Genomic DNA, 23614 nt, shown 5'->3' with positions numbered 1-23614 from the left:
AGGTAAGCGAATGGCTACCATAAAGGATGTTGCCAGACTGGCGGGCGTCTCCGTTGCCACGGTGTCGCGCGTGATCAATAACTCCCCCAAGGCCAGCGAAAATTCGCGTCAGGCAGTTGCCAGTGCGATGGAGCAGCTGCAATACCATCCCAACGCCAACGCGCGCGCGCTGGCGCAGCAGTCCACTGAAACCTTAGGGCTGGTGGTTGGCGACGTTTCCGATCCTTTTTTTGGCGCCATGGTAAAAGCGGTCGATGAAGTCGCAGGCCAGACCGGCAACTTTTTGCTGATTGGTAACGGTTACCATAACGAGCAAAAAGAGCGGCAGGCGATTGAGCAGCTGATGCGTCATCGCTGCGCGGCGCTGGTGGTGCACGCCAAGAAAATTCCCGACGCCGAGCTGGAGATGCTGATGAAGCAGATGCCGGGCATGGTGTTGCTTAACCGGCTGCTGAAAGGGTTTGAGACGCGCTGCATTGCGCTGGACGATCGTTACGGCTCATGGCTGGCGACGCGCCATTTGATCCAGCTCGGCCATCAGCAAATCGCCTTTATCTGTTCCACCCACACCATTTCCGACGCTGAGGAGCGTTTGCAGGGCTATTACGATGCGCTGAAAGAGCACGGCCTGCCCTGCAATGACCGGCTGGTCGCCTGGGGCGAGCCGGATGAGGTAGGCGGTGAACAGGCGATGACCGAACTGTTGGGGCGCGGCAAGAACTTTACCGCCGTCGCCTGCTATAACGATTCTATGGCCGCCGGCGCGCTGGCGGTATTAAGCGACAACGGCCTGCGCGTGCCGGAAGAGATGTCGCTGATCGGCTTTGATGATGTGCTGGTGTCGCGCTACGTGCGTCCGCGTCTGACCACGGTGCGTTATCCCATCGTGACCATGGCGCAGCAGGCGGCGGAACTGGCGCTGGCGCTGGCGAACAATCTGCCGTTGCCGGAAGTGACGAATATGTTTAGTCCGACGCTGGTGCGTCGTCACTCGGTGAGCGGGCCGGGCTAAGGCGACTTATATCTTCCTGATCAATTCCAGCCAACAATTGCGCTACCGTTTTTCTGCCTCGTGGAACGCGGCAGACAGGCTTAATGTTGACGGCGTCATCTATCGCCGTCACGTCAAGCTTCATGCCGACGCGCCAACCTGCTTGTGCCACAATATCATCGGGTAGGGTCAACATAAACATGCCATCCTGCTGACATAATTTTGTTAATGTCATATTGCCCCCTGCGTAACTAATTAGCGCTTTTTAATATTCGACTTTTTCCTGTGACCTGATTCACGCCCGGCTACAGCTTCCGCTGATACAGCCGCACAGGCTTATCCGGATACTCCAGCGCATCGCCGCGATACTGCCAGCCGAAGCGCTCATAGTAGCCGCCGAAAGTGGACCAGAGCCACAGCTCGGAATAGCCGCGCGCGTGCGCCCAGGCTAACACATGATTCTGCAACGCTTCGCTGAGTCCTGTGCCGCGCGCAGATTCATCTACATAGAGCGCCGCCAGCCAGGGAAAAAGATCCTGACGGCTGATAAGATCGCAGCGCCAGAAGCCAACCGTGCCGATCGCCCTGCCCTGATCCAGCGCGACGAAGGTGACGGGAAATTCCGCCCCCGACAGGCTGCTCTGAATAATGCTGGCGAAAAAATCACGGCTGCCGTCGCAGCCAAAGGCACGCCACAGCCAGTCGGTCAGCTGCTCCGCGTGCTGCGGCGCAGCTGTCAGCGACACAATCTCCATCTTATTCTCCCTGAAAACGTGGTCAGCCCAGCTCCAGCGCCAGCAGCTCCTGAATGGTCTGTGCGCGACGAATCTCACGCGGCTGGCCGTTTTCAAACAGCACTTCCGGGATCAGCGGACGGCTGTTGTAGTTGGAGGACATCGACGCGCCGTAAGCGCCGGTATCGTGGAACACCAGATAATCGCCCACCTGCGCCGCCGGAAGCGCACGCGTCTCCACCTTGCCGCCCTCCTGCTGGGTGAAAACATCGCCCGATTCGCACAGCGGGCCGGCAACCACGCTTTCCAGGGTTTGCGTTTCATCCAGCGTGCGGCCATCGCCCGCCATCACGGAAATATGATGATAGCTGCCGTACATCGACGGGCGCATCAGGTCGCTGAAGCCCGCATCGACCAGCACAAAGTAACGGCTGCCCATCGCTTTCACCGCGCGAACCTGAGAAACCAGCACCCCCGCCTCTGCCACCAGGAAACGGCCCGGCTCGATCTCCAGTTTCACCCTGTGGCCCAGATGCGCCGCGATACGATCGCGCGCCGCGTTCCACAAGCCAAAATAGTGTTCGGTATCGATCGCCTCCTCGCCATAACGGTAAGGAATCGACAGACCGCCACCGGCAGAGATCGCCGTAAGATCCTGGCCGAACTGCACCACCTGATCCACCATCGCGTCGCAAACCTGTTGCAGATGGCCGTAATCCACGCCGGAACCGATATGCATATGAATTCCAACCAGCTTCAGGCCGTACTGCTGAATCGCCTCAAGCGCCAGCGGCAAATCGTCGTGCCAGATGCCGTGCTTGCTGTTTTCGCCGCCGGTATTGGTTTTCTGGCTGTGGCCGTGGCCGAAGCCCGGATTAACGCGCAGCCAGACCGCATGACCCGGCGAGGCCGCGCCCAGCTGGTGCAGCATATCCACCGAACCGGCATTGACCGGCACCTGAAGTTCAACCACGCGCGCCAGCGTCGGCTGGTCGAAAACGTCGGCGGTAAATACGATCTCTTCGCCGCCCGCCTGATAGCCTGCGGCCAGCGCGCGTTCAATCTCACCCAGCGACACCGAATCCACCTTTACGCCTGCCGCACGCATCAGCCGCAGAATATGAATGTTGGAGCAGGCTTTCTGGGCAAAACGCACCACGTCAAAGGCGCGCAGCTGGGCGATGCGCTGCTGAATAATGGCGGCGTCATAGGCCCAGAACGGGCCGTGGTAGCGGCGCGCCAGCGGCAGCAGATTCTGTTCGGTCAGAGCGGTATCGGGATTATTCAATGGGCGTGGCATAGCAATTCTCCTGTGGCGATAGCGTTATTTAGCCACAGTCGGGTCATGCTGAAAAATATCTGTTTTAGCGCCAGCTATGCAAATATGATATAGGCGGAGGTGACAGATGGCACAAATAAACTGGCGACAAATTGAGATTTTTCATGCGGTGATGACCAGCGGCAGCCTGACGCAGGCCGCCGCTTTGCTGCATACCTCGCAGCCCACGGTAAGCCGCGAGCTGGCGCGTTTTGAAAAACAGCTGGGTATGGCGTTGTTTGAGCGGGTGCGAGGTCGCCTGCAACCCACGATACAGGGGCTGCGCCTGTTTGAAGAGGTGCAGCGCTCCTGGTATGGCCTCGATCGTATTATCGATGCCGCCGACGGGCTGCGTCAGTTCCGTCAGGGGGAACTTTCCGTCGCCTGCCTGCCGGTTTTTTCCCAGTCGCTGCTGCCACCGCTCTGCCAGCCTTTTCTGCTGCGCTATCCCGATGTCAGCATGAACATCATTCCGCAGGAATCGCCGCTGCTGGAAGAGTGGCTCTCGGCACAACGTTATGATTTAGGGCTCACGGAAACCCGCCACGTCCCTGCCGGAACCGATCGGCTGGAGCTGCTGACCTGCGATGAAGTTTGCGTGCTGCCGGAAAATCATCCCCTCAGCCAGCGCGATTTTCTGACGCCGCACGATTTTCATGGGCAGAACTATGTCAGCCTGTCGCGCAGCGACAGCTACCGGCAGCTGCTGGACAATCTGTTTCATGAGCAGCAGGTTGAAAGACGGCTGGTGATGGAGACGCACAGCGCGGCTTCGGTGTGTGCGATGGTGAAAGCGGGCGTGGGAATTTCGGTGGTAAACCCGCTGACGGCGCTTGATTACGTCGACAGCGGAGTAGTGATGCGCCGGTTCAGCGTGGCGGTGCCTTTTACCGTCAGCCTGGTGCGACCGCAGCACCGCCCCGCGTCAGCGCTGGTGGATGCTTTTGTGGCCCACCTTCAACAGCAGGCCGCGCAGTTCCACCCGCGCATCGCGGCGCGTCTGGCTTAGGCGCGCACGGCCTCAGCCTGGTCACGGGAATTGCGGAAGGTGATCAGGCAGACAAGCAGGCCGACAACCGCCAGCACCGCCGCCGCAACCGGCACCGAGGTCAGGCCATAACCGTTACCGATAACCGCGCCGCCAATCCAGGCGCCCAGCGCGTTGCCGACGTTGAACGCAGAAATATTCAGGGTGGAGACCAGGTTCGGCGCCTCTTTACCGTGGCGCACCACATTGATTTGCAGGCCCGGCACGGTCGCGAAGGTCGCCATTGCCCAGAGGAACAGCGTGATTTCCGCCAGCCACAGGGCATGGCTGGTCCAGCTGAACAGCAGCGAGAACAGCGCAATCAGCGAAAAGCTCAGGATCAGACTTAAGGAGACTTTCCAGTCCGCCAGCTTGCCGCCGAGAATGTTGCCGACCGTCAGGCCGCCGCCAATCAGGAACAACGTCCAGCTCACGCCGCGATCGCTGATGCCGGTGACCTGCAACAGCAGCGGCGCGATGTAGCTGAACAGCGCGAACATTGCGGCGGCGAAAAATACCGTCATCAGCAGCGACAGCCAGAGCTTGCCGTTCGCCAGTGCGCTTACCTCGCTGGCCAGATGCACCGGCTTCTCTTCTTTATTGACCGGCAAACTGACGATCAGCGCGATAAAGGCAAGAACGCCAATGATCGCCACGCCCCAGAAGGTGGCGCGCCAGCCGAAAAGCTGGCCGAACCAGGTGCCGAGCGGCACGCCCAGCACGTTTGCCAGCGTCAGGCCGGTGAACATCAGTGCCACCGCCGACGCCTGACGGCCTGGCGCCACCAGGCTGGCCGCCACCACCGCGCCGATACCAAAGAATGCGCCGTGGCAGAGCGCAGTCACCACGCGCGCCATCATCAGCAGGTTGTAGCTGTAGGCCAGCGCGCAGAGAACGTTGCCGATAATAAAAATGATCATCAGCAGAATTAAGGTTTTTTTACGCGGCAGCTTTGCCGTCAGCAGCGCCATGATCGGCGCGCCAATCGCCACGCCCAGCGCATAACCGCTGATCAGCCAGCCCGCGGAAGGAATCGACACCTGCAGATCGCCCGCCACTTCTGGCAGCAATCCCATAATGACAAATTCCGTGGTGCCGATAGCGAACGCGCTCAGCGCCAGTGCCAGTAGTGCAACAGGCATAACACACTCTCCCAATACGATAAAAATGCAGGCGGGCCGTTCTGCTTGCACAGAACGGTGAAATGGACGCTTATTAAAATTTGATCTGCGTCACAGTGCGTATTAAATCATAGCCGCCGCATGGCATACACCCCGCGACTCGCAAGGGTATGTTGCGGCGCAGGCAATAATCCCGGCATCTTTTGCACAGATTTCATTGCCGTTTGTTACCAGATTTGTGACCCGCCGCTGCGCTCAGGCAAACTGACTATACTTGACAATTCTTTGCATTGACGATGTTTTATACAGGGAATTGCACTATGTTGCGCCGCATCTTTTCGTTTACCGGCATCACGGGTCTGGTCGTGACCCTGGCCGGCCTGTTCTTTCTGATCTTCGGGGGTTGGCTGCTGGCTCTCGGCGGATCTCCCTACTACCTGCCTGCGGGCCTTCTGTTTACCCTGAGTGGCGTGCTGATCATCGCGCGCCGTCCTGCGGGTTTCTGGCTCTATCTGTTCGCCTTTGTGGTCACGTTGATCTGGTCGCTGTGGGAAGTGGGCCTCGACGGCTGGAAACTGATGCCGCGACTGTTCGGCTTCGCCCTGCTGGGGCTTTGGTGCTGCCTGCCGTGGATCACGCGCCCGCTGTTCGGCGCGCGCGGCGCGCGCGGCGCGCGGCGTACCGCCAGCGCCAGCAGCCTGATTTACCTGCTGGTGCTGGCAGGCATTTTCGTTACCGGTTGGCGCGTCTCCGCACAGCGTTTCGTGCAGGATAATCCGTTTCCGGCCGCCAGCGCGCCCGCGCCGGATCATAACGATCGCGACTGGCGCTACTATGGCCGCACGCCGGAAGGCGATCGCTTCTCGCCCGCCAGCCAGATCACGCCGCAAAACGTCAGCAAGCTACAGCCCGCCTGGGAATTTCATACCGGCGATCTGGCGAAAAAGTTTGAGACGGAAAAAGGACGTGAGTACAACTTCGAGGTGACGCCGACTAAAGTGGGCAATCGTCTCTATATCTGTACCCCGCACCGCCATGTGATTGCGCTGGAGGCGACCAGCGGCAAGAAGATTTGGGAATACGATCCGAAAAACAACACCTCCGCCAACGAATATCTCGCCTGCCGCGGCGTGGCTTACTATGACGCGCCGCAGTCTCAGGCCTGTCCGCATCGCATCATTACCACTACCGCCGATGCGCGCATGATTGCGCTGAATGCCGATAATGGTCAGCTCTGTAACGACTTTGGTAACAAAGGCATCGTCAGCCTGACCGATAATATGGGCAAGGTGCCTGCGGGCTTTCATTTCATCACCTCGCAACCGCTGGTGATGAAGGATCGGCTGGTGCTGGGCGGCTGGGTTTATGATAACCAGACGCGCGGCGAACCTTCCGGCGTGGTGCGCGCCTACGATCCGGTCAGCGGCAAGCTCGCCTGGGCATGGGATCTCGGCAAAACCAACCCCACGGCGCCGCTACAGCCGGGTGAAACCTGGACACGCGGCACGCCTAACGCCTGGGGCTCCTATACCGCCGACGCCAGGCTCGGGCTGATCTATCTGCCGCTCGGCAACGCCACGCCCGATTATTACGGCGCTCAACGCCCGGCCTATGACGATCGCTATTCAAGCTCGATCGTGGCGCTCGATATTGAAACCGGCGAAGAACGCTGGCATTACCAGACGGTGCATCACGATGTCTGGGATTTTGACGTGCCGATTGGGCCTTCGCTGGTGGATCTGCCCCAGGCAGACGGTTCGTCGCTGCCCGCGCTGGTGCAGACCACCAAAATGGGCCAGCTGTTTATGCTGGATCGCCGCACCGGCCAACCGCTGGCGCAGGTAACGGAAAAAACGGTGCCGACTTCGGTGCATCTGCCCGGCGAACACCTTTCCCCTACCCAGCCTTACTCACAGGGAATGCCGACGCTGGCGCCACGCGATCTCACCGAGCGCGACATGTGGGGCGCCACGCCCTTTGATCAGCTGATGTGTCGCGTGCAGTTCCACCAATATCGCTATCAGGGTCAGTACACGCCGCCCGCGCTCGATACCAATATCGCCTATCCCGCCTTTGATGGCGTGGTGGACTGGCACGGCGCGTCGATCGATCCTGCCCATCATCTGCTGATCGCCAATACCAGCTACATTCCTTTCACCGTGGAAGGGATGCGCAGCGCAGAGGCAATCAAAAAAGGATTAATGAAGCCGTGGCAAGGCTGGGACAGCAAAGGCCCTTATCCCAAGCCAAAAAGCTTTTCTGTCGGTCCTGAATATGGCACGCCTTACGCTGCCGTGGTGAAACCCTGGCTGTCGGTGCTGGGCGCGCCCTGTAACGCGCCGCCATGGGGCAAGCTGGTAGCGATCGATCTTGCCAGCAAGAAAATTGTCTGGCAGCGCCCGGTGGGCACCACACGCGATATGAATATTTTCAGTACCCACAATAACGTTCCGCTGCCTACCGGCATGTTCTCTATTGGCGGCAATATCATTACCGCCAGCGGGCTGATTTTCATGGGCGCGACTGCCGATGATTATCTGCGCGCCTTTGATGAGAAAACCGGCCATGAGCTGTGGAAAGCGCGATTGCCGGCGGGCGGTCAGGCGACGCCGATGACCTACGTAGGTGACGATGGTCGTCAGTACGTGGTGATCGCGGCGGGTGGTCACGGGGGGTTAGGCACCCGTTCAGGCGACGCCGTTATGGCTTACGCCTTGCCGAAACAGCAGGATTAAAGCTGAGTGATGCGCAGCGGGATCGTTTCCGCTGCGCGGATAAAGCAGCCTCAGGCGACTGACTCCGGCACCCAGGGACCTTGCAGGGTGATTTGCGGAAAGCCGCCGGTGAGAATGCGCAGTTCGGCATCGCGCGGCGTATTATCGCCCTGCCCCTGAATGCTGACGATATCCTGCGGGCAGGCGGAGAAAGCGACGAAACAATCCATCTCGGCACGCAGAATAATGTAGTCGCCGGGACGCGTCACGGTCGGCAGCGTTTTCAGGGTAATGCCGTCCGGCTGTACCTGAATATTCATAAAGATATTGAACGATGCCAGATTACCGTGCGGCAGATCCACTCCCAGCGCCGCCATCCCTTCATGCAGATTGTCGTGACAGTTGCGATGCGGCTCGGTACAGCCCAGCAGTTCGTAGCGACGCGCGTCGCAGGCGGCCATAAAAGTGTCATGGACGCCGGGCGAAGTATCGGCCACCAGCGTCAGAATCGGGTGGCGCTGGCTGGTGATAAAGCTGTCGCCCACTTTGGGATTCAGACGCTGGTTCCAGACGCGTGTCGCCTCCATACACATATATTCGCTAACGTCGTCAGCGCTATAAGCCCAACAATCTACGACCTGAGTGCCGTGCAGGTTAATCACCTGCACCGCTTCCCCTTTCGCCAGGCGCACGGCTTTGCCGTGGCGCGCCGGGATCATAATGGTTTCCCGCTGCTGAAAATCAGCACTCATTTTCTTCTCCTGGTTAATGCTGTAAACCGCGACGGTAGCGCGTCATGCGGTGTTCAATATGGCGGGCCAGCCAGTCGATCAAACTGTTCAGAACCCAGTAACAGAGCGCCACCGTGAGATAGATCTCCAGCGGCGCGTAGGTATCAGAAATTGCCTGTTTGGCGGCGTACATAAACTCCTGCACCGAAACCACCGAGAGCAGCGCGGAATCTTTGATCAGGCCGATCAATAAACCCACTAACGGCGAGAGCATCTGCGGCAGCGTTTGCGGCAGCACCACGTCGCGCAGCTGCTCGCTGCGGCTCAGCCCCAGCACGCGGCAGGCTTCCCACTGCCCTTTCGGCAGCGCTTCGATGGCGGCGCGAATCACCTGGGCGATATAGGGCGCGTAGTAGAGGGTCAGCGCCAGGATGCCGACCATCGGCGAAGAGAAGGTGATGTCATATTCCGGCAGCACAAAATAGAGCAGATAGATCACCACCAGCAGCGGCAGCGCCAGGGTTAAGCCGCTGTAAAGCTGGAGCAGCCGCTGCCAGAAGCGCGGCGCGCGCATCAGCGCCGCCGCCATCAGCGTGCCCCAAAGCAATGCGCAGATCGCGGCGATGGCGCAGAGTTGCAGGGTGTTGGCTAAGCCGTCGCCCAGGGCGGGAAGTGAGGCCACGATAGCCTGCCAGTCCATCACGCCGTTCTCCTTTTCGCTTCCAGATAGCGCGCCGCGCCAATCAGCGGCAGCGCAATCAGCAGATAGCCCGCCGCAACCAGCAGCAGCACCTGCGTCGCTTCATAAGTCCGGGCGATAACAATCTGCCCGGCATAGGTCAGCTCGGTCAGCGCCACCACCGACGCCAGCGGCGTGGTTTTCAGCAGAATGGTGAATTCGTTTACCAGCATCGGCAGGCTGGCGCGCATCACCTGTGGATTGACCACGTACCACCAGGTGAGCCAGCGGTTCAGGCCCAGCGTGCGCGCTGCTTCGCGCTGGCCGCGCGTAATCAGGCTCTGATTAACGCGCAGAATCTCCGCCACATAGGCGCCGCTGTTCAGCCCAATCGCCAGCACCGCAGCCAGCATCGGCTGACCGCCGAGACCGAGGCGCGGCAGAGTAAAAAAGACTACAAAAAGCTGAACGATGGCTGGCGTCCCGCGCATCACGCTGACATAGAAGCGACCCAGGCCGCGCAGCAGACGGCTGCGGCGCAGCTGTAGATAGCAGCCGAGCTGGCCCATGAGCAGGCTCAGCAGCGCAGCCAGCAGGGTAAGCGTCAGCGTCATCAGCAGCCCGTGCCACAGCTCCGGCAAGGCGGCCTGCACCTGTTCATCCAGCCCCATCATCCGCTTACTCCGCCGTAAAATTCGTGAGGTTTTCCGCCACGGAAAGGCCAAGCGGCGCGGGTTTATCGTTGCCTTCAATGCCGGTGCAGCAGGCGGAGACGATAAAATGCGTATCCATCACCACGCGGCAGGTAATGCTGTCGCCCGCTTTGGTGAGGTTGGTATCCGGCACCAGATCGCCCTCGCGCGTTAAGCCCACATGCATAAACAGGTTGATCGGATCGGGCAGTTTCGGCACTGACAGGTTGAGGCGCGTCAGTTCTGCCGCCACCGCTTCCATACAGCCTTCGCCCTCATAACCGCGCTCCGCCAGCCAGCCGCGGGTGGAGCCGGGCAGCAGCAGGTCGTGGCGCTTTACGCTGTCTTTCCCCAGCACCATCATGGGACGGCGGCGGTTGTTGACCAGGCGCATTCCGGAACCGAGCAGGTAGCTATTACTGAATACCCGCGTATGGTGTACCGACAGCCAGACTGCCGGATCGGCAACGCTGAAACCAAACAGCGAGGCCACCGCCCCGTCGCCCAGCGCGGTGATGCGCAGCAGCTGACCGCGCAGCACGCGAATCGATCCTGCCTGCCCCGCCTCAACTCGCACCGGCTCTGCCAGCGGGCGCGTGGTTGGCTCGCTGAATGCTTCTCTCATTAACAACATCTCAAACTCCGGAGTGTTCTGGCGCATCACTGATGCGAATGTCGACAGGCGTGACCTGCAGGCCGTTGCCGGGAATAATGTCCTGCGGGCAGGAGGAGACAGCGCAAATCAGATCGCACAGCGCTTCAAAAGTGATGCGATCGCCCGCCTTGCTGTTGGGATCGGTCACCTCCATGCGGCCATCGGCGGTAACCGGCCCGTTCTGAAACAGGTTAAACGGCTCCGGCAGGCTGAAGTAAGTCACGCCATATTCCCGCATGCCTTCCAGCAGGTTATCCACGCAGTTACGGTGCCCTTCCACGCCGAAATCGACGCTGAAACGTGTACGATCGCAGGCTGGTACGTTGGCGTCATGAATGCCGATGCTGTCTTCGATAATGCGCAGCATCGGGCGGTTTTCGCTTGACCAGAGCGCGTCGCCCGGCTTGAAAAAGAGCGAGCGCAGGTGCTGACGCGTATGCACCGGCGAAAGCTTTTCATCGAGGTTGTCCGCATTGACCGCGACAAAATCGGCGGCCTGCTGACCTTCGCTGTCAATTACGGTAATAAATTGTCCTTTACGCACGCGGAAAGTTTTTCCGTGGCCTGCCGGGACGCGCAACATGGGCTGGCACATGGCTTACTCCTGCGGGATAAAGTTGGCGGCGGGCACGGTGAAGGAGGTGCCCAGGTACTGTTTCTGCAGCTCGGTGAGTTCGCCCTGCTTCTGCATCGCCAGAATATGATCGCTAATCGCTTTGTTCAGGCTGGCGTCATCTTTGCGCGTCGCCCAGGCCATCCACTGCGACGGCCCAACTTCGCCGACCTGCGCCACTTTCGTTGGATATTTCTTCACTACCGGCGCCAGCACGGAGATGTCGTCAACCACAAAGTCGGCGCGTTTGGTCATCAGGGTGCTGACGGTCTGGTCAAGGGTATCGACGCTGACGATGGTGATCGGCTTTTTACCCTCTTTGTTCAAGGTTTCATTGAGGCCTTTCAGTATTTGCTCTGGCACACTGGTGCTCTTCACTGCGCCGCGCAGCCCGGAAAGATCCTCCGCGCTCAGCGTTTTGCCGCTGAAGTTTTTCGTTTCATCCTGACGCACCAGAACGCCATTTACCGTTTTGCTGTAAGGCACGGTAAACAACACTTTTTTGGCGCGTTCGGCAGTCACGTTGAGGGAGGAACCTTCGGCATTAAACGAGCCGGAGATCAGGCCTGGCAGAATGCCGCTGAAAGCGGTTTTCTGAAATTCCAGTTTCACGCCCAGATCTTTAGCGAAGGATTGCATGATGGCCACGCTGTAGCCCACGATCTCCCCTTTATCGTTGGTGTACTCGTAAGGCGGAAAGGTTGGATCGATACCGACGGTGATTTTGCCGCTGCTTTTGATATCAGAGAGCGTATCGGCCTGAGCCTGAGCAACGGTGCCGCTCATCAGTAACGCGGCTATCAGCAGTGCTGTTTTTTTCATTATGGTGTTTCCCTGGTGTTGGTGAAATGTCTTATATGACTGAGCAGCTTTTGTGCCAGCTTTGCAATTCACCGCATGCAGGAAGAGACCAGAAACGTTTTTTGCTTACAGAATCAGTAAGAAACATACGTTTCTTACACTGAAAATATTTTTTCTCCTGTTTCACAGACTGGCCTAATCCTTTTCAGCCACTAAGTTGGCCTGCACTGAAACGGGGAGAAAAAACAGGCAAGATGCGCCAAAACGGGGCGTTACTCCAGCTCCTCAAGCCACTGGTGCACCGATTCAATCGTCGCCAGATGATCGTTGCCCGCTTTACCCATCTGACGCGCCACCAGAGAACAGAGCAGATTACTGATACCCGACAGCGAGGCGGTGCTGTCAAAAATCAGGCTCCCTTCGGTGTGGCAGCGGATGACCCAACTGGCGTGTTTCGCCGGTTTGCCGGAGAGCACGTCGGAGAGATAGAGCATTGGCACGCCAAGCTCATGCAGTGCGGTCATCGCCATCTCCAGCGCCGGCATCCGTCGCCGCAGGCCGATGCAGATAGCGATGTCTTCCGGCCCGAGCGCCGCCAGATGTTCCGCCAGCGAATCACCGGCGCGCGGCAACAGCCTGACGTCGTTATGCACATGGATCAGGTCGCGGTAGATCAGCGCGGCAATGGTCTGGCTGTGACGCCAGCCCATTACTACCACGCGGCGCGCACCGGCAATCGCCGTGACCATTGCCGTGAGCTGCTGACCGTCAAGGGCGCGATAGCTGTTCACCAGATTGGCGATTTCTCTTTCCAGATGCTGCTGCATGACGCTATCAAGCGGCGAAGCTGAGGGAGCGGCCTGCAGATAGAGCGGCGATCCGCTGCTCTGCATCTCGCGTGCCTGACGTCGCGCCTCATCGTAACTTTCATAGCCGATATGGCGGAAAAAACGGGTGGTGGTGGCTTTTGAGACGCCAGCGCTCTGCGCCAACTCGGTGGCGGTATTCATCGCCAGCTGACCCGGCGCGGCCAGCAAGATATCAGCCAGCCGCTGCTCATGGCTGGAGAGCCGATCCCAGTGCTGACGGATACGGCTCTCTAACGACGACGATTTAGCACTCATGGCGTTTCCCTGGAAAAATAAAAATTCATCCTGCACAGAGCGTGCCCGCTTGTCATCTCAAATTTCAGGCAGAGGCACCGCGCGCTTAGCGCGGGTTGCCGGGCTGTTCAGATCGTGACGCATAAAAAAGGCCGACAAAGTCGGCCTCCAGCTTGTAGATATAGCGCCTGCGCAGGCGATTATTTGCCGCTCGGACGTAGCGCCGGGAACAGGATAACGTCGCGGATGGTGTGGCTGTTGGTGAATAGCATCACCAGACGGTCGATACCGATACCAAGACCGGCGGTCGGCGGCAGGCCGTGCTCCAGTGCGGTGACGTAATCTTCGTCGTAGAACATCGCTTCGTCGTCACCGGCATCTTTGGCATTCACCTGCTGCTGGAAACGATCCGCCTGATCTTCCGCATCGTTCAGCTCCGAGAAGCCGTTGCCGATTTCACGGCCGCCGATGAAGAACTCAAAGCGATCGGTGATTTCCGGATTCTCATCATTACGGCGCGCCAGCGGAGAGACTTCCGCCGGGTACTCGGTGATAAAGGTCGGCTGAATCAGGTGCGCTTCGGCGGTCTCTTCAAAGATCTCCGTGACCACGCGGCCCAGGCCCCAGCTTTTCTCTACCTTGATGCCAAGCCCGCGCGCAATCGCTACCGCTTTGTCGAAATCGTCGAGATCGGCCAAATCGGTTTCCGGACGGTATTTCTTGATCGCTTCACGCATGGTGAGCTTCTCAAACGGCTTGCCGAAATCGAAGGTTTGCTCGCCGTACGCCACTTCGGTGCTGCCCAGCACGTCCTGCGCCAGGGTGCGGAACAGGCTTTCGGTGAGTTCGATCAGATCTTTGTAATCCGCATAGGCCATATAGAGTTCCATCATGGTGAACTCAGGGTTATGGCGCGGAGAAATGCCTTCGTTACGGAAGTTGCGGTTGATTTCGAATACGCGATCGAAACCGCCCACCACCAGACGCTTCAGATACAGCTCCGGCGCAATACGCAGGTACATATCGATGTCGAGCGCATTGTGATGGGTAATAAAGGGACGCGCGGAAGCGCCGCCCGGAATCACCTGCATCATCGGGGTTTCCACTTCCATAAACTCACGTCCCACCATGAACTGGCGAATCGCAGCCATGATTTTAGAACGCACCAGGAAAGTGTGGCGTGACTCATCGTTGGCGATAAGGTCCAGGTAACGCTGGCGATAACGGGTTTCCTGATCCGCCAGACCGTGGAACTTATCCGGCAGCGGACGCAGCGCTTTGGTCAGCAGGCGCAGCTCGGTGCAGTGGATCGACAGCTCGCCGGTTTTGGTTTTGAACAGCTTGCCGCGTGCGCCAAGGATGTCGCCCAGGTCCCACTTTTTGAACTGCTCGTTGTAAACGCCTTCCGCCAGATCGTCGCGCGCCACGTAAAGCTGAATACGACCGCCGACATCCTGTAAGGTGACGAACGAGGCTTTGCCCATGATGCGGCGCGTCATCATACGACCGGCGACACTCACCTCAACGCCCAGATCTTCCAGCTCTTCATTGCTCTTCTCGTCATAGCTGGCGTGCAGCTTGTCGGAAGTGGTATCACGACGGAAATCGTTAGGAAACGCCACGCCGTTAGCACGCAGCGCGCTGAGCTTTTCGCGACGCGCTTTCAGCTCATTGTTTAACTCAAGTGCGGCGTCAGCGCTCTGCGGTTGTTGTTCAGACATGTCGGTTCCTTATAACCCTGCTTTTAAGCTTGCTTCAATAAATCGGTCGATATCGCCATCCAGCACCGCCTGCGTGTTGCGGGTTTCTACGCCGGTGCGCAGATCTTTGATGCGCGAGTCGTCCAGCACGTAGGAGCGAATCTGGCTGCCCCAGCCGATATCGGATTTGTTATCTTCCAGCGCCTGTTTCTCAGCATTTTTCTTCTGCATTTCCAGCTCGTACAGCTTCGCCTTCATCTGCTTCATCGCCTGATCTTTGTTCTTATGCTGAGAACGGTCGTTCTGACACTGGGTTACCGTACCGGTAGGAATGTGGGTAATACGCACCGCCGATTCCGTACGGTTAACGTGCTGACCGCCCGCGCCGGAGGCGCGGTAAACGTCGATGCGCAGGTCCGCCGGGTTGATTTCGATATCGATATCATCTTCCACTTCCGGGTAAACGAATGCGGAGCTGAAAGAGGTGTGACGACGACCACCGGAGTCAAACGGGCTTTTGCGCACCAGGCGATGCACGCCGGTTTCAGTACGCAACCAGCCAAAGGCGTAATCGCCCGCGATGCGGATGGTGGCGGATTTGGTGCCGGCCACTTCGCCTTCAGACTCTTCAATGATTTCGGTTTTAAAGCCGCGAGCTTCCGCCCAGCGCAGATACATACGCACCAGCATGCTGGCCCAGTCCTGCGCTTCAGTGCCGCCGGAACCGGCCTGGATATCGATATAGCAGTCGGCGCTGTCGTACTGGCCGGAGAACATGCGGCGGAATTCCAGCTCGCCGAGCTTGCTATCCAGCACGTCCAGCTCAGCGATGGCTTCGTTGAAGGTCTCTTCATCGTCCGCTTCTACCGCCAGATCGAGCAGCCCCTGCACATCTTCCAGGCCCTGCGCCATCTGGTTAAGGGTAGTGACGATCGCTTCCAGCGACGCGCGCTCTTTACCCAGCGCCTGCGCACGTTCTGGTTCGTTCCAGACGTCAGGCTGCTCCAGTTCGGCGTTTACTTCTTCGAGGCGTTCTTTCCTGGCATCGTAGTCAAAGATACCCCCTAAGAACGTCGCTGCGCTCCGTGAGGTCCTGAATACGGTTTTTGACCGGATTAATTTCAAACATGGTTTTAGATTCTTCTGGCGAAATGTCGATAGTGTAACGCGGCAGTTTAACCGAAATAGCGCTGAGTTTGTAGAAGAACACGCGTTTCTCCCCCTTCCCCATCGAGGAAAGAGGGAGGCGGCAAAAGGTCAGATAACGCCCGGTTTGCCTTCCAGCGGCCAGAGATGCTCGATAATCAGCTGAACGTTGCGGTTGCCGCGAAACTCGTTGATATCCAGCTTATACGCCAGCTCCACCTGACGTACGCTGCTGTCGGGCCAGAGCGTGGTATCAACGTTAAAAGCGATACCGTCCAGCAACGGCCCGCCGCCCAGCGGCTCCAGCATCACCTTGAGATGACGCTCGCCCACCAGGCGCTGCTGCAACAGTTTGAATTTGCCGTCAAACACCGGCTCAGGAAACGCCTGTCCCCACGGCCCCGCCTCGCGCAGCAGCTCGGCGGTTTGCAGCGAAAACTCCATCGGGTGCAGCTCGCCGTCTGACCAGATCACCCCCTGCAGGGTTTCGCCATCCAGCCACTCCCCCACCAGGTCGGCGAAGCGCTGGCGGAACTCCTCATAGCGCGCCGCCTCAAGCGACAAGCCGGCCGCCATGGCGTGACCGCCAAACTTCAGCATCATGCCCGGCCAGAGCGTATCCAGTCGCTCCAGTGCATCACGCAGATGAAAACCCGCGATGGAGCGGCCAGAACCTTTCAGCGTGCCGTCGCCCGCCGGGGCAAAGGCGATAACCGGACGATGAAAACGCTCTTTCAGGCGCGAGGCGAGAATGCCCACGACCCCCTGATGCCATTCGGGATGATAAAACGCCAGCCCGAGCGGCAGCTCGCTGTGCTGACTTTCCAGCTTCTGGCAGAGCGCCAGCGCCTCGCTTTTCATACCCTGTTCGATCTCTTTGCGCGTCTGGTTAAGCGCATCCAGCTCGCTGGCCAGCATGCGCGCCTGCGCCTGATCTTCCGTGAGCAGCAGCGCGACGCCAACTGACATATCATCCAGCCGACCGGCGGCGTTCAGGCGCGGCCCGAGGGCGAAACCGAGATCGCTGGCAACCAATTGACGCGCCTCGCGGTTAGCGATCTCCAGCAGCGCCCGGATGCCGGGACGACACTTCCCGGCGCGAATGCGGCTCAGCCCCTGCCACACCAGAATGCGGTTATTGGCATCCAGCGGCACCACATCCGCCACGGTACCCAGCGCCACCAGATCGAGCAGCTCGGCGAGGTTGGGCATTTCGCGCCCTTCGGCAAACCAGCCCTGCTCGCGCAGATGAGCGCGCAGCGCCAGCATCAGATAAAAGGCGACGCCGACCCCCGCCAGGGTACGCGAGGGAAAGGCGCAGTCGCTGAGGTTGGGATTCACGATGGCGTCTGCCTGCGGCAGCGTTTCGCCGGGCAGATGGTGATCGGTGACCAGCACGGGAATATTGTACTGATGAGCACAGACAACCCCCGCATGGGAGGAAATGCCGTTATCCACGGTCAGGATCAGTTCAGCACCGCGCGCGCGCGCCTGCTCCACCACTTCCGGACTCAGGCCATAGCCGTCGTCAAAGCGGTTCGGCACCAGATACTGGATGTTGCCGCCGCCCATGCTGCGCAGCGCCAGCACCGTCAGCGCGGTGCTGGTCGCGCCATCCGCATCAAAATCGCCTACCACCATAATGCGGCGGCCATCCCGCAGCGCCTGATGCAGCAGCGCAACGGCTTTATCGATGCCGCTCAGCGTATGATACGGCAGCAGATGCTTCGCGCCGCGTTCCAGTTCCGCAGCATCCAGCACGCCGCGCTGGCTGTAGAGCCGACGCAGCAGCGGATGCAAATCGGGGGGCAATGCGTCTGTCGTCAGCGCTTCGCGCCGACGCAGTTCAACCTGTTTCATCACTGTGAATTAACCACCACGTTTTTGCCCGTCGAGCACCTGTTTCAGCTCCTGCGGTCCCTGATATCCGGGGATCATCATGCCGCTATCAGTGAGGATAGCGGGCGTTCCCTGAATACCGTAAAGCACGCCCAGCTTATAATGCTGATCGAGATTGATATCACAGGAGGCCGCCGCCGGCGCGTTGCCCTTCATCGCTTCGTCAAACGCTTTATTGCGATCGGCCGCGCACCAGATCGATTTCATCGCGCTTTCTACCTGACCATGCAGACCTTCGCGCGGGAAAGCGAGATAGCGCACGGTAATGCCCAGCGCGTTGTAATCCGCCATCTGTTCGTGCAGCTTGCGGCAGTAGCCGCAGGTGATGTCGGTAAAGATGGTAATCACATGCTGCTCTTTCGGCGCCTTATAGACGATCATCTGCGGTGCCAGCGCTTCCACGCGCTTCTCCAGCAGCTTGTTGGTGACGTTGACCGGCTGTGCGCCGCTGACGTCATACAACGGCCCCTGAATCATATGCTTACCGTCATCGGTGACGTAGAGCACACCGCTCTCGGTCATCACGGTTTTAATGCCAGGCAGCGGTGATGGCTGAATCTCAGTCTGCTGCAATCCCAGCTTATTCAGGGATTGCTGAATCGCGCTGTCGTCGGCGTGAACCAAACCGGAAAAGGCGCCGGCCAGCAGAGCCATCATCACAAAATGCTTTTTCATCTGATTTCCTTATTTCCACGCTTCAGGCGCGCGGATGATGCTGTTGATGTAACTGACGCAGCCGCTCGGTGGCGACGTGCGTATAAATTTGCGTGGTTGAGAGATCGCTGTGTCCCAGCAACATCTGTACGACACGAAGATCGGCGCCGTGGTTCAGCAAATGGGTCGCAAACGCATGGCGCAGCACATGCGGCGAGAGCTTCTCGCTGTCGATCCCCGCCAGCGTGGCATAATGTTTGATGCGATGCCAGAAGGTTTGCCGCGTCATCTGCTGCGCGCGATTGCTGGGGAATAGCACGTCCAGCGTTTGCCCGTTCAGCAGCCAGGGCCGACCATACTCCATATACTGCTCCAGCCAGTGCACCGCTTCTTCACCCAAAGGCACAAGACGCTCTTTGTTGCCCTTGCCGATCACCCGCACCACGCCCTGGCGCAGACTGATGTCGCTCAGGGTCAGGCCGACCAGCTCGGAAACGCGGAGTCCGGTGGCGTACAGCAGTTCAAGCATCGCCTTATCGCGCAGCTCCAGCGGAATCTCCACGTTGGGCGCCTGCAACAGACGATCTACCTGCGCTTCCGACAGATCCTTGGGCAACCGCTGCGGCAGCTTCGGCGCGGCCAGCAGCGCGCTTGGATCGTCCGCGCGCAGCTTTTCCCGGTAGCAGTACTGGAAAAGCCGCCGCATGGCGCTGAGCAGGCGCGCCGAGCTGCTCGCCTTATAGCCGCCATCGAGCCGCTCCGCCAGAAAGGCCTGCAGATCCATGGCGCTTACCGTAAGCAGCGTAAGCTGATGATGAGCAAGCCAGCCGGTAAGGTGTTGCAGATCCTGACGGTATGAAGAGAGCGTATTTTGCGCCAGGTTACGCTCGATCCAGAGCGCATCGAGAAACTGTTCTGTGAGGTCGCTGTCTTGCACTTTTCCCCCGCTGACCGCTATGAAATCGTGCTCATTATGCCTGATATCCGCCTGCTTCTGGTACAATTGCGCCAGAGTCAGCAAAAACTGAGCATTATCTGTATGAAAATCGGTTTGTTTTACGGTTCCAGCACCTGTTATACCGAAATGGCGGCGGAGAAGATCCGTGACTTCATTGGCGAAGAGCTGGTGACGCTGCACAATCTGAAAGATGAGGATCCCTCCCTGATGGAGCAGTACGACCTGCTGATCCTCGGTATCCCTACCTGGGATTTTGGTGAGCTGCAGGAGGATTGGGAAGCAATTTGGCCCCTTCTGCCCGGTCTGAATTTGCAGGGAAAAATTGTGGCGCTGTATGGTATGGGCGATCAGATCGGCTACGGCGAATGGTTTTTAGATGCGCTGGGCATGTTGCACGATCTGCTGAAGCCGATGGGCGTGCAGTTTGTCGGCTACTGGCCGCTGGCGGGCTATGAGTTTACCAGCCCGAAACCGCTTACCGCCGACGGCACGCAGTTTGTTGGTCTGGCGCTGGATGACGTAAACCAGTTTGAGCAGAGCGACGAGCGCATCGAGCAGTGGTGCGAGCAGATTCTCACCGAAACGGCAGAGTTACTCTGATCGCCCCTGGCGGGTAAACCACAAGGCGCGCAGCGCGCGCCAGGCGGCGGGCGTCATGTTGTCCTGTATCAGCCAGAAACGCCTCGTCTCTGCTTTCTCGCCGCGCAACACCACCAGCACGGCAAAGGGCAGCCAGCGCAGTGGCTGCTTCAGCCGCCAGCGTCTGCCTTGCCACTGCCACGCTCCCTGTTCATCAATAGCGATTTCGCCGCAGCACAGGCTGAGCCGTCGCGCCGTGCACCGTGCTTCCCACAGCACCATCAGCAACAAAGGCAACTTTGCCCATGCCCAGCGGCTTTCCCAGGGGGAAAACAACAGCGCGGCAATCACCGCGCCGTGCAGTCCGCCCTGAAGCCAGCGCGCCATGGCCGATGGGCTGAGATCACATCGCCACCGGACCACGTTCACGGTTGCGCTGCTGAATCAGTTTCACCATACGTTTCAGCTCGGCATCGGCCGGTTCGCCATGATCCATCATCCAGTTGAACAGATCGGGATCGTCACTCTGCAACAGCGCAATAAAGACTTTTTTATCGTTATCGCTCAGAGTGTCATATTCATATTCAAAAAACGGCATGATAGCGAGGTCCAGCTCCAGCATGCCGCGACGGCAGGCCCAGTGGATACGGGGTTTGTCATGAATATCCATGCGTCAGGTTTCCACAATTCATACAGTGGCGGCTAGTGTACCCTGGATTTTCTCAGGCTGCAGGTCGCTGCGTTCGGGCTGTGCGATGTTACGCAACGTCGCGCTGCCGCCTGCGGAATTATCACGCGATTTGTGCGGCCGATTCGGTAAACAGGTTGCAAAGCCGCACTGCTCTTTTAACATTGGAAGCATAGTTTCGGATGAACCTCTCTAATCAGGATACCTCCATGCCCATTTTTACTTTACCGCCACGTCAGCCTGCCGCCTCGGCCCGTCTGCCGTTAACGCTGATTTCTCTTGATGAATGGGCGCTGGTCTCGGTGCAGGGCGCCGACAGCGTTAGCTATCTGCAGGGACAGATCACCCTGGACGTCTCCTCGCTGGACGCATCCCATCACCTGCCCGCCGCTCACTGTGATGCCAAAGGCAAAATGTGGAGCAACCTGCGCCTGTTCCATCGCGGCGAAGGCTACGCCTATCTGGTGCGTCGCAGCCTGCGTGATACCCAGATTGCTGAACTGAAAAAGTATGCGGTGTTTTCTAAAGTGACCATCGCCGCTGATGACGATGCGGTGCTGCTGGGCGTGGCTGGTTTTCAGGCGCGTGCGGCCTTAACCAACCTGTTTGTCACCCTGCCGGACAGCGAAACGCCGGTGGTGCAGCAGGGTGAAACCACGCTGCTGTGGTTTGATCAGCCTGCCGAGCGTTTTCTGCTGGTGACCTCGCTGGAACAGGCGCAGGCGCTGCAGCAGAAGCTGGCGGACGATGCGAGCCTGAACGACAGCACCCAATGGCTGGCGCTGAATATCGAAGCGGGCCTGCCGGTGATTGACAGCGCGACCAGCGCGCAGTTTATCCCGCAGGCGGCAAACCTGCAGGCGCTGAACGCTATTAGCTTTAAGAAAGGCTGTTATACCGGCCAGGAGATGGTGGCGCGCGCCAAGTATCGCGGCGCCAACAAGCGCGCGCTCTGGTGGCTGGCGGGCAACGCCAGTCATCTGCCGGCGGCAAATGATTCGCTGGAGCTGCAGATGGGCGAGAGATGGCGTCGCACCGGTACCGTGCTGGCCGCTGTACAGCTGGATGACGGCGTGGTTTGGGTGCAGGCGGTGCTGAATAACGATCTGGAGCCGGGGAGCGTATTACGCGTAGAAGGCGATGAAGGCGGTCAGCTGACCCTTCAGCCGCTGCCCTATTCGCTGGACGAGGCGTAAAGCAAAGCGGGCCGGTGCAATACCGGCCCGCCTGATTACATCACATAAAAGTAGATCGCGCAGAAGTGACAGGCGCTGCCGCCCAGCACAAAAGCGTGCCAGATGGCGTGGTTATAAGGAATACGGCGCGCCACATAGAAAATCACGCCGAGAGAATAGACAATCCCGCCCGCGGCCAGCAGCCAGATGCCGCCCGCTGAAAGCTTCAATGCCAGCTGATAAATCACAATCAGCGACAGCCAGCCCATGCTGAGATAGGTCACCAGCGACAGGATTTTGAAGCGGTGCGCGATGGTAAGTTTAAAAATGATGCCCGCCAGCGCCATGCTCCAAATCACCACCATCAGGCCGTGCGCCAGCGGCGACTTTAAGCCCACCAGCAGGAACGGCGTATAGGTGCCGGCAATCAGCAGGTAAATCGCGCAGTGGTCGAGCTTTTTCAGCCAGCGTTTCGCTTTCTGGTGTGGAATGGCGTGATAGAGCGTCGAGGCGAGAAACAGCAGAATCATGCTGCCGCCATAAAGGCTGTAGCTGGTGAGCGCCATCGCGTCGGCGCGCATTTCTATCGCCTGCGTCAGCAGCAATATCAGGCCCACAATGCCAAACACACAGCCGAGGCCGTGGCTGATACTGTTAGCAATTTCTTCCGCCAGCGAATAGCCATGGGTAACAATGCGGTTTTTTAACATAGGTGCGTTCCTGAAGAGTTATTGCCGGGTACTGTTGTTATTCTGCTAACCAGAGTAGCCCGGAATAGTTTCAGGGTACACCTGTACGCTAAAATAATCTGCGAATCCTGTCACCCTCCTTTGTGGTAGCGAATCTGGTACAATCCAGCTTCGTTAACAAGAGATTAGGCACCTTCCTGATGTTCTCGCACAGCGATCTGGCCACCCTGAACGACCTGGAAATGCAGGTCTATAACTTCATTATTAAAAATCGCGAGCATGTCAGTTATATGACCATTCGTGAACTGGCGGAGCAGGCTGGCGTCTCTACTACCACCGTGCTGCGTTTCTGCCGCAAAATGCAGTGCGATGGCTGGTCTGAATTTCGCATCCGCTTCAAGCTCTCTTTGCAGCAGAGCACGCCGCCGTTAGCCCACTCCGGCGTAAATGAGATCCTGAGTTTTTTTAAAAGTATTAATAACGAAGAGTTTGAATTGTTAATTGCCCGCGCGGCGGAAATGATTATTCAGGCTGAGCGGGTGTTTTTTATTGGCGCAGGAACTTCCGGTAGCCTGGGGAAATATGGCGCGCGCTTCTTTTCCAACGTCGGGAAATTTTGCCACCATATCGACGATCCTTATTATCCGGTGAGCCGCAGTTTATATGAGAATGCGCTGGCGATTATTCTCTCCGTCTCCGGCGAGACTGAAGAGATTCTGCGCCTGGCCAGTCAGTTCAGCCTGCATCACTGTAAAATCATCTCGATAACCAACAGCGAAACCAGTTCGCTGGCGAAAATGGTCGATTTCAATCTCTCTTATCATATGCCGCTGATTCGTCTCGCGGATCGTTATGATATTACTACCCAGGTGCCGGTGATCTATATTCTGGAAACCCTGGGCCGTAAAATATCCTCGCGCCTTACAGAATAAAACACCCTGTTTTTT

The 23614-nt window shown here is 58.5% G+C and carries 24 protein-coding genes; 6 read left to right on the top strand and 18 right to left on the bottom strand.

All coding sequences use genetic code 11. From position 1 onward, the window contains the following. The first annotated feature begins 10 nt into the window (after positions 1-10). On the top strand, positions 11-1012 hold the full coding sequence (gene galR / locus ABU178_RS15430; protein ID WP_397216461.1) for an HTH-type transcriptional regulator GalR: 1002 nt from the start codon (positions 11-13) through the stop codon (positions 1010-1012). Positions 1013-1296: 284 nt separating this feature from the next. Here the strand turns inward: galR and ABU178_RS15425 are convergent, their stop codons facing one another. Together ABU178_RS15425 and lysA are read right to left on the bottom strand one after the other, a co-directional pair. Then, positions 1297-1746, bottom strand: a complete 450-nt coding sequence (locus ABU178_RS15425) for a GNAT family N-acetyltransferase (RefSeq protein WP_397216459.1) — start codon at positions 1744-1746, stop codon at positions 1297-1299. A gap of 22 nt (positions 1747-1768) precedes the next feature. Further along, on the bottom strand, positions 1769-3025 hold the full coding sequence (lysA, locus tag ABU178_RS15420) for a diaminopimelate decarboxylase (RefSeq protein WP_397216458.1): 1257 nt from the start codon (positions 3023-3025) through the stop codon (positions 1769-1771). Positions 3026-3131: 106 nt separating this feature from the next. Between lysA and ABU178_RS15415 the strand changes: the two genes are divergently transcribed. Further along, complete coding sequence (locus ABU178_RS15415; RefSeq protein WP_397216456.1) at positions 3132-4052, top strand: LysR family transcriptional regulator; 921 nt, start codon at positions 3132-3134, stop codon at positions 4050-4052. Here the strand turns inward: ABU178_RS15415 and ABU178_RS15410 are convergent. Continuing rightward, positions 4049-5212 (bottom strand): MFS transporter, encoded by a 1164-nt coding sequence (locus tag ABU178_RS15410; RefSeq protein ID WP_397216454.1) that lies wholly within the window; start codon positions 5210-5212, stop codon positions 4049-4051. The genes ABU178_RS15415 and ABU178_RS15410 overlap by 4 nt on opposite strands. A gap of 299 nt (positions 5213-5511) precedes the next feature. On the opposite strand from ABU178_RS15410, the gene ABU178_RS15405 reads away from it, so the two are divergent. Next, positions 5512-7926 (top strand): membrane-bound PQQ-dependent dehydrogenase, glucose/quinate/shikimate family, encoded by a 2415-nt coding sequence (locus tag ABU178_RS15405; RefSeq protein WP_397216452.1) that lies wholly within the window; start codon positions 5512-5514, stop codon positions 7924-7926. Positions 7927-7976: 50 nt separating this feature from the next. Here the strand turns inward: ABU178_RS15405 and ABU178_RS15400 are convergent, their stop codons facing one another. From ABU178_RS15400 to xerD, 12 genes are all read right to left on the bottom strand, one after another. After that, complete coding sequence (locus ABU178_RS15400; RefSeq protein WP_397216450.1) at positions 7977-8657, bottom strand: DUF1989 domain-containing protein; 681 nt, start codon at positions 8655-8657, stop codon at positions 7977-7979. Between the two features lie 13 nt (positions 8658-8670). Continuing rightward, the gene (locus ABU178_RS15395) at positions 8671-9336 is read right to left on the bottom strand and encodes an amino acid ABC transporter permease (protein ID WP_397216692.1); all 666 of its coding nucleotides are present in this window, start codon (positions 9334-9336) and stop codon (positions 8671-8673) included. Next, positions 9336-9986, bottom strand: coding sequence for an amino acid ABC transporter permease (locus tag ABU178_RS15390; protein ID WP_397216690.1), 651 nt, complete (start codon positions 9984-9986; stop codon positions 9336-9338). Before ABU178_RS15390 ends, ABU178_RS15395 begins: the two co-directional genes overlap by 1 nt. Positions 9987-9993: 7 nt before the next feature. Continuing rightward, positions 9994-10641 (bottom strand): urea carboxylase-associated family protein, encoded by a 648-nt coding sequence (locus tag ABU178_RS15385; RefSeq protein WP_397216448.1) that lies wholly within the window; start codon positions 10639-10641, stop codon positions 9994-9996. A 1-nt stretch (position 10642) separates the two neighbouring features. Then, positions 10643-11257, bottom strand: a complete 615-nt coding sequence (locus tag ABU178_RS15380) for a DUF1989 domain-containing protein (RefSeq protein ID WP_397216447.1) — start codon at positions 11255-11257, stop codon at positions 10643-10645. A gap of 3 nt (positions 11258-11260) precedes the next feature. Next, the gene (locus ABU178_RS15375) at positions 11261-12097 is read right to left on the bottom strand and encodes a transporter substrate-binding domain-containing protein (RefSeq protein ID WP_397216445.1); all 837 of its coding nucleotides are present in this window, start codon (positions 12095-12097) and stop codon (positions 11261-11263) included. Between the two features lie 251 nt (positions 12098-12348). Beyond that, entirely contained in the window at positions 12349-13200 is an 852-nt protein-coding gene (locus ABU178_RS15370) for a MurR/RpiR family transcriptional regulator (RefSeq protein WP_397216443.1), read from the bottom strand. A 179-nt stretch (positions 13201-13379) separates the two neighbouring features. Next, on the bottom strand, positions 13380-14900 hold the full coding sequence (gene lysS / locus ABU178_RS15365; RefSeq protein WP_397216441.1) for a lysine--tRNA ligase: 1521 nt from the start codon (positions 14898-14900) through the stop codon (positions 13380-13382). A gap of 9 nt (positions 14901-14909) precedes the next feature. Next, a protein-coding gene (prfB, locus tag ABU178_RS15360; RefSeq protein WP_397216688.1) for a peptide chain release factor 2 occupies positions 14910-16008 on the bottom strand; the annotation gives its coding sequence in 2 pieces (ribosomal slippage) (positions 14910-15932 and positions 15934-16008; 1098 coding nt in all). A gap of 128 nt (positions 16009-16136) precedes the next feature. Further along, positions 16137-17885 (bottom strand): single-stranded-DNA-specific exonuclease RecJ, encoded by a 1749-nt coding sequence (gene recJ, locus ABU178_RS15355; protein ID WP_397216439.1) that lies wholly within the window; start codon positions 17883-17885, stop codon positions 16137-16139. 9 nt (positions 17886-17894) lie between these two features. Next, on the bottom strand, positions 17895-18599 hold the full coding sequence (gene dsbC / locus ABU178_RS15350) for a bifunctional protein-disulfide isomerase/oxidoreductase DsbC (protein ID WP_397216437.1): 705 nt from the start codon (positions 18597-18599) through the stop codon (positions 17895-17897). Positions 18600-18621: 22 nt separating this feature from the next. Further along, a complete protein-coding gene (gene xerD / locus ABU178_RS15345) occupies positions 18622-19515 on the bottom strand; it encodes a site-specific tyrosine recombinase XerD (protein WP_397216435.1) in 894 nt (297 codons plus the stop codon). Positions 19516-19617: 102 nt separating this feature from the next. Between xerD and fldB the strand changes: the two genes are divergently transcribed. After that, a complete protein-coding gene (gene fldB, locus ABU178_RS15340; RefSeq protein ID WP_397216686.1) occupies positions 19618-20136 on the top strand; it encodes a flavodoxin FldB in 519 nt (172 codons plus the stop codon). Here fldB and ABU178_RS15335 read toward each other — a convergent pair. Together ABU178_RS15335 and sdhE are read right to left on the bottom strand one after the other, a co-directional pair. Beyond that, positions 20128-20502 (bottom strand): protein YgfX, encoded by a 375-nt coding sequence (locus ABU178_RS15335; RefSeq protein ID WP_397216433.1) that lies wholly within the window; start codon positions 20500-20502, stop codon positions 20128-20130. The genes fldB and ABU178_RS15335 overlap by 9 nt on opposite strands. 16 nt (positions 20503-20518) lie before the next feature. After that, on the bottom strand, positions 20519-20785 hold the full coding sequence (gene sdhE / locus ABU178_RS15330) for an FAD assembly factor SdhE (RefSeq protein ID WP_397216431.1): 267 nt from the start codon (positions 20783-20785) through the stop codon (positions 20519-20521). A gap of 227 nt (positions 20786-21012) precedes the next feature. Between sdhE and ygfZ the strand changes: the two genes are divergently transcribed. Then, positions 21013-21999 carry a tRNA-modifying protein YgfZ gene (gene ygfZ / locus ABU178_RS15325; RefSeq protein ID WP_397216429.1) on the top strand — a complete coding sequence of 329 codons (987 nt, stop codon included), beginning with the start codon at positions 21013-21015 and terminating at the stop codon, positions 21997-21999. Between the two features lie 35 nt (positions 22000-22034). Here ygfZ and trhA read toward each other — a convergent pair whose 3' ends face one another. Further along, the gene (trhA, locus tag ABU178_RS15320) at positions 22035-22688 is read right to left on the bottom strand and encodes a PAQR family membrane homeostasis protein TrhA (protein ID WP_397216427.1); all 654 of its coding nucleotides are present in this window, start codon (positions 22686-22688) and stop codon (positions 22035-22037) included. A gap of 179 nt (positions 22689-22867) precedes the next feature. On the opposite strand from trhA, the gene ABU178_RS15315 reads away from it, so the two are divergent. Then, positions 22868-23599: a MurR/RpiR family transcriptional regulator gene (locus ABU178_RS15315; RefSeq protein ID WP_397216425.1), complete on the top strand. Its 732-nt coding sequence runs from the start codon at positions 22868-22870 to the stop codon at positions 23597-23599. Positions 23600-23614: the final 15 nt, after the last annotated feature.

Origin of the sequence: Pantoea osteomyelitidis, from assembly GCF_044342975.1 — a bacterium.
In the GTDB taxonomy this organism is placed as follows: Bacteria; Pseudomonadota; Gammaproteobacteria; order Enterobacterales; family Enterobacteriaceae; genus Pantoea; species Pantoea osteomyelitidis.
Note: the sequence above shows the minus strand (reverse complement) of the source record. Positions and strands in the feature narration are given on the sequence as shown.

Excerpts from the sequence above, each read along its gene's own strand:
- galR (WP_397216461.1), top strand. The coding sequence starts at position 11 with ATGGCTACCATAAAGGATGTTGCCAGACTGGCGGGCGTCTCCGTTGCC.
- ABU178_RS15425 (WP_397216459.1), bottom strand. The coding sequence starts at position 1,746 with ATGGAGATTGTGTCGCTGACAGCTGCGCCGCAGCACGCGGAGCAGCTG.
- lysA (WP_397216458.1), bottom strand. The coding sequence starts at position 3,025 with ATGCCACGCCCATTGAATAATCCCGATACCGCTCTGACCGAACAGAAT.
- ABU178_RS15415 (WP_397216456.1), top strand. The coding sequence starts at position 3,132 with ATGGCACAAATAAACTGGCGACAAATTGAGATTTTTCATGCGGTGATG.
- ABU178_RS15410 (WP_397216454.1), bottom strand. The coding sequence starts at position 5,212 with ATGCCTGTTGCACTACTGGCACTGGCGCTGAGCGCGTTCGCTATCGGC.
- ABU178_RS15405 (WP_397216452.1), top strand. The coding sequence starts at position 5,512 with ATGTTGCGCCGCATCTTTTCGTTTACCGGCATCACGGGTCTGGTCGTG.
- ABU178_RS15400 (WP_397216450.1), bottom strand. The coding sequence starts at position 8,657 with ATGAGTGCTGATTTTCAGCAGCGGGAAACCATTATGATCCCGGCGCGC.
- ABU178_RS15395 (WP_397216692.1), bottom strand. The coding sequence starts at position 9,336 with ATGGACTGGCAGGCTATCGTGGCCTCACTTCCCGCCCTGGGCGACGGC.
- ABU178_RS15390 (WP_397216690.1), bottom strand. The coding sequence starts at position 9,986 with ATGGGGCTGGATGAACAGGTGCAGGCCGCCTTGCCGGAGCTGTGGCAC.
- ABU178_RS15385 (WP_397216448.1), bottom strand. The coding sequence starts at position 10,641 with ATGTTGTTAATGAGAGAAGCATTCAGCGAGCCAACCACGCGCCCGCTG.
- ABU178_RS15380 (WP_397216447.1), bottom strand. The coding sequence starts at position 11,257 with ATGTGCCAGCCCATGTTGCGCGTCCCGGCAGGCCACGGAAAAACTTTC.
- ABU178_RS15375 (WP_397216445.1), bottom strand. The coding sequence starts at position 12,097 with ATGAAAAAAACAGCACTGCTGATAGCCGCGTTACTGATGAGCGGCACC.
- ABU178_RS15370 (WP_397216443.1), bottom strand. The coding sequence starts at position 13,200 with ATGAGTGCTAAATCGTCGTCGTTAGAGAGCCGTATCCGTCAGCACTGG.
- lysS (WP_397216441.1), bottom strand. The coding sequence starts at position 14,900 with ATGTCTGAACAACAACCGCAGAGCGCTGACGCCGCACTTGAGTTAAAC.
- recJ (WP_397216439.1), bottom strand. The coding sequence starts at position 17,885 with ATGAAACAGGTTGAACTGCGTCGGCGCGAAGCGCTGACGACAGACGCA.
- dsbC (WP_397216437.1), bottom strand. The coding sequence starts at position 18,599 with ATGAAAAAGCATTTTGTGATGATGGCTCTGCTGGCCGGCGCCTTTTCC.
- fldB (WP_397216686.1), top strand. The coding sequence starts at position 19,618 with ATGAAAATCGGTTTGTTTTACGGTTCCAGCACCTGTTATACCGAAATG.
- ABU178_RS15335 (WP_397216433.1), bottom strand. The coding sequence starts at position 20,502 with ATGGCGCGCTGGCTTCAGGGCGGACTGCACGGCGCGGTGATTGCCGCG.
- sdhE (WP_397216431.1), bottom strand. The coding sequence starts at position 20,785 with ATGGATATTCATGACAAACCCCGTATCCACTGGGCCTGCCGTCGCGGC.
- ygfZ (WP_397216429.1), top strand. The coding sequence starts at position 21,013 with ATGCCCATTTTTACTTTACCGCCACGTCAGCCTGCCGCCTCGGCCCGT.
- trhA (WP_397216427.1), bottom strand. The coding sequence starts at position 22,688 with ATGTTAAAAAACCGCATTGTTACCCATGGCTATTCGCTGGCGGAAGAA.
- ABU178_RS15315 (WP_397216425.1), top strand. The coding sequence starts at position 22,868 with ATGTTCTCGCACAGCGATCTGGCCACCCTGAACGACCTGGAAATGCAG.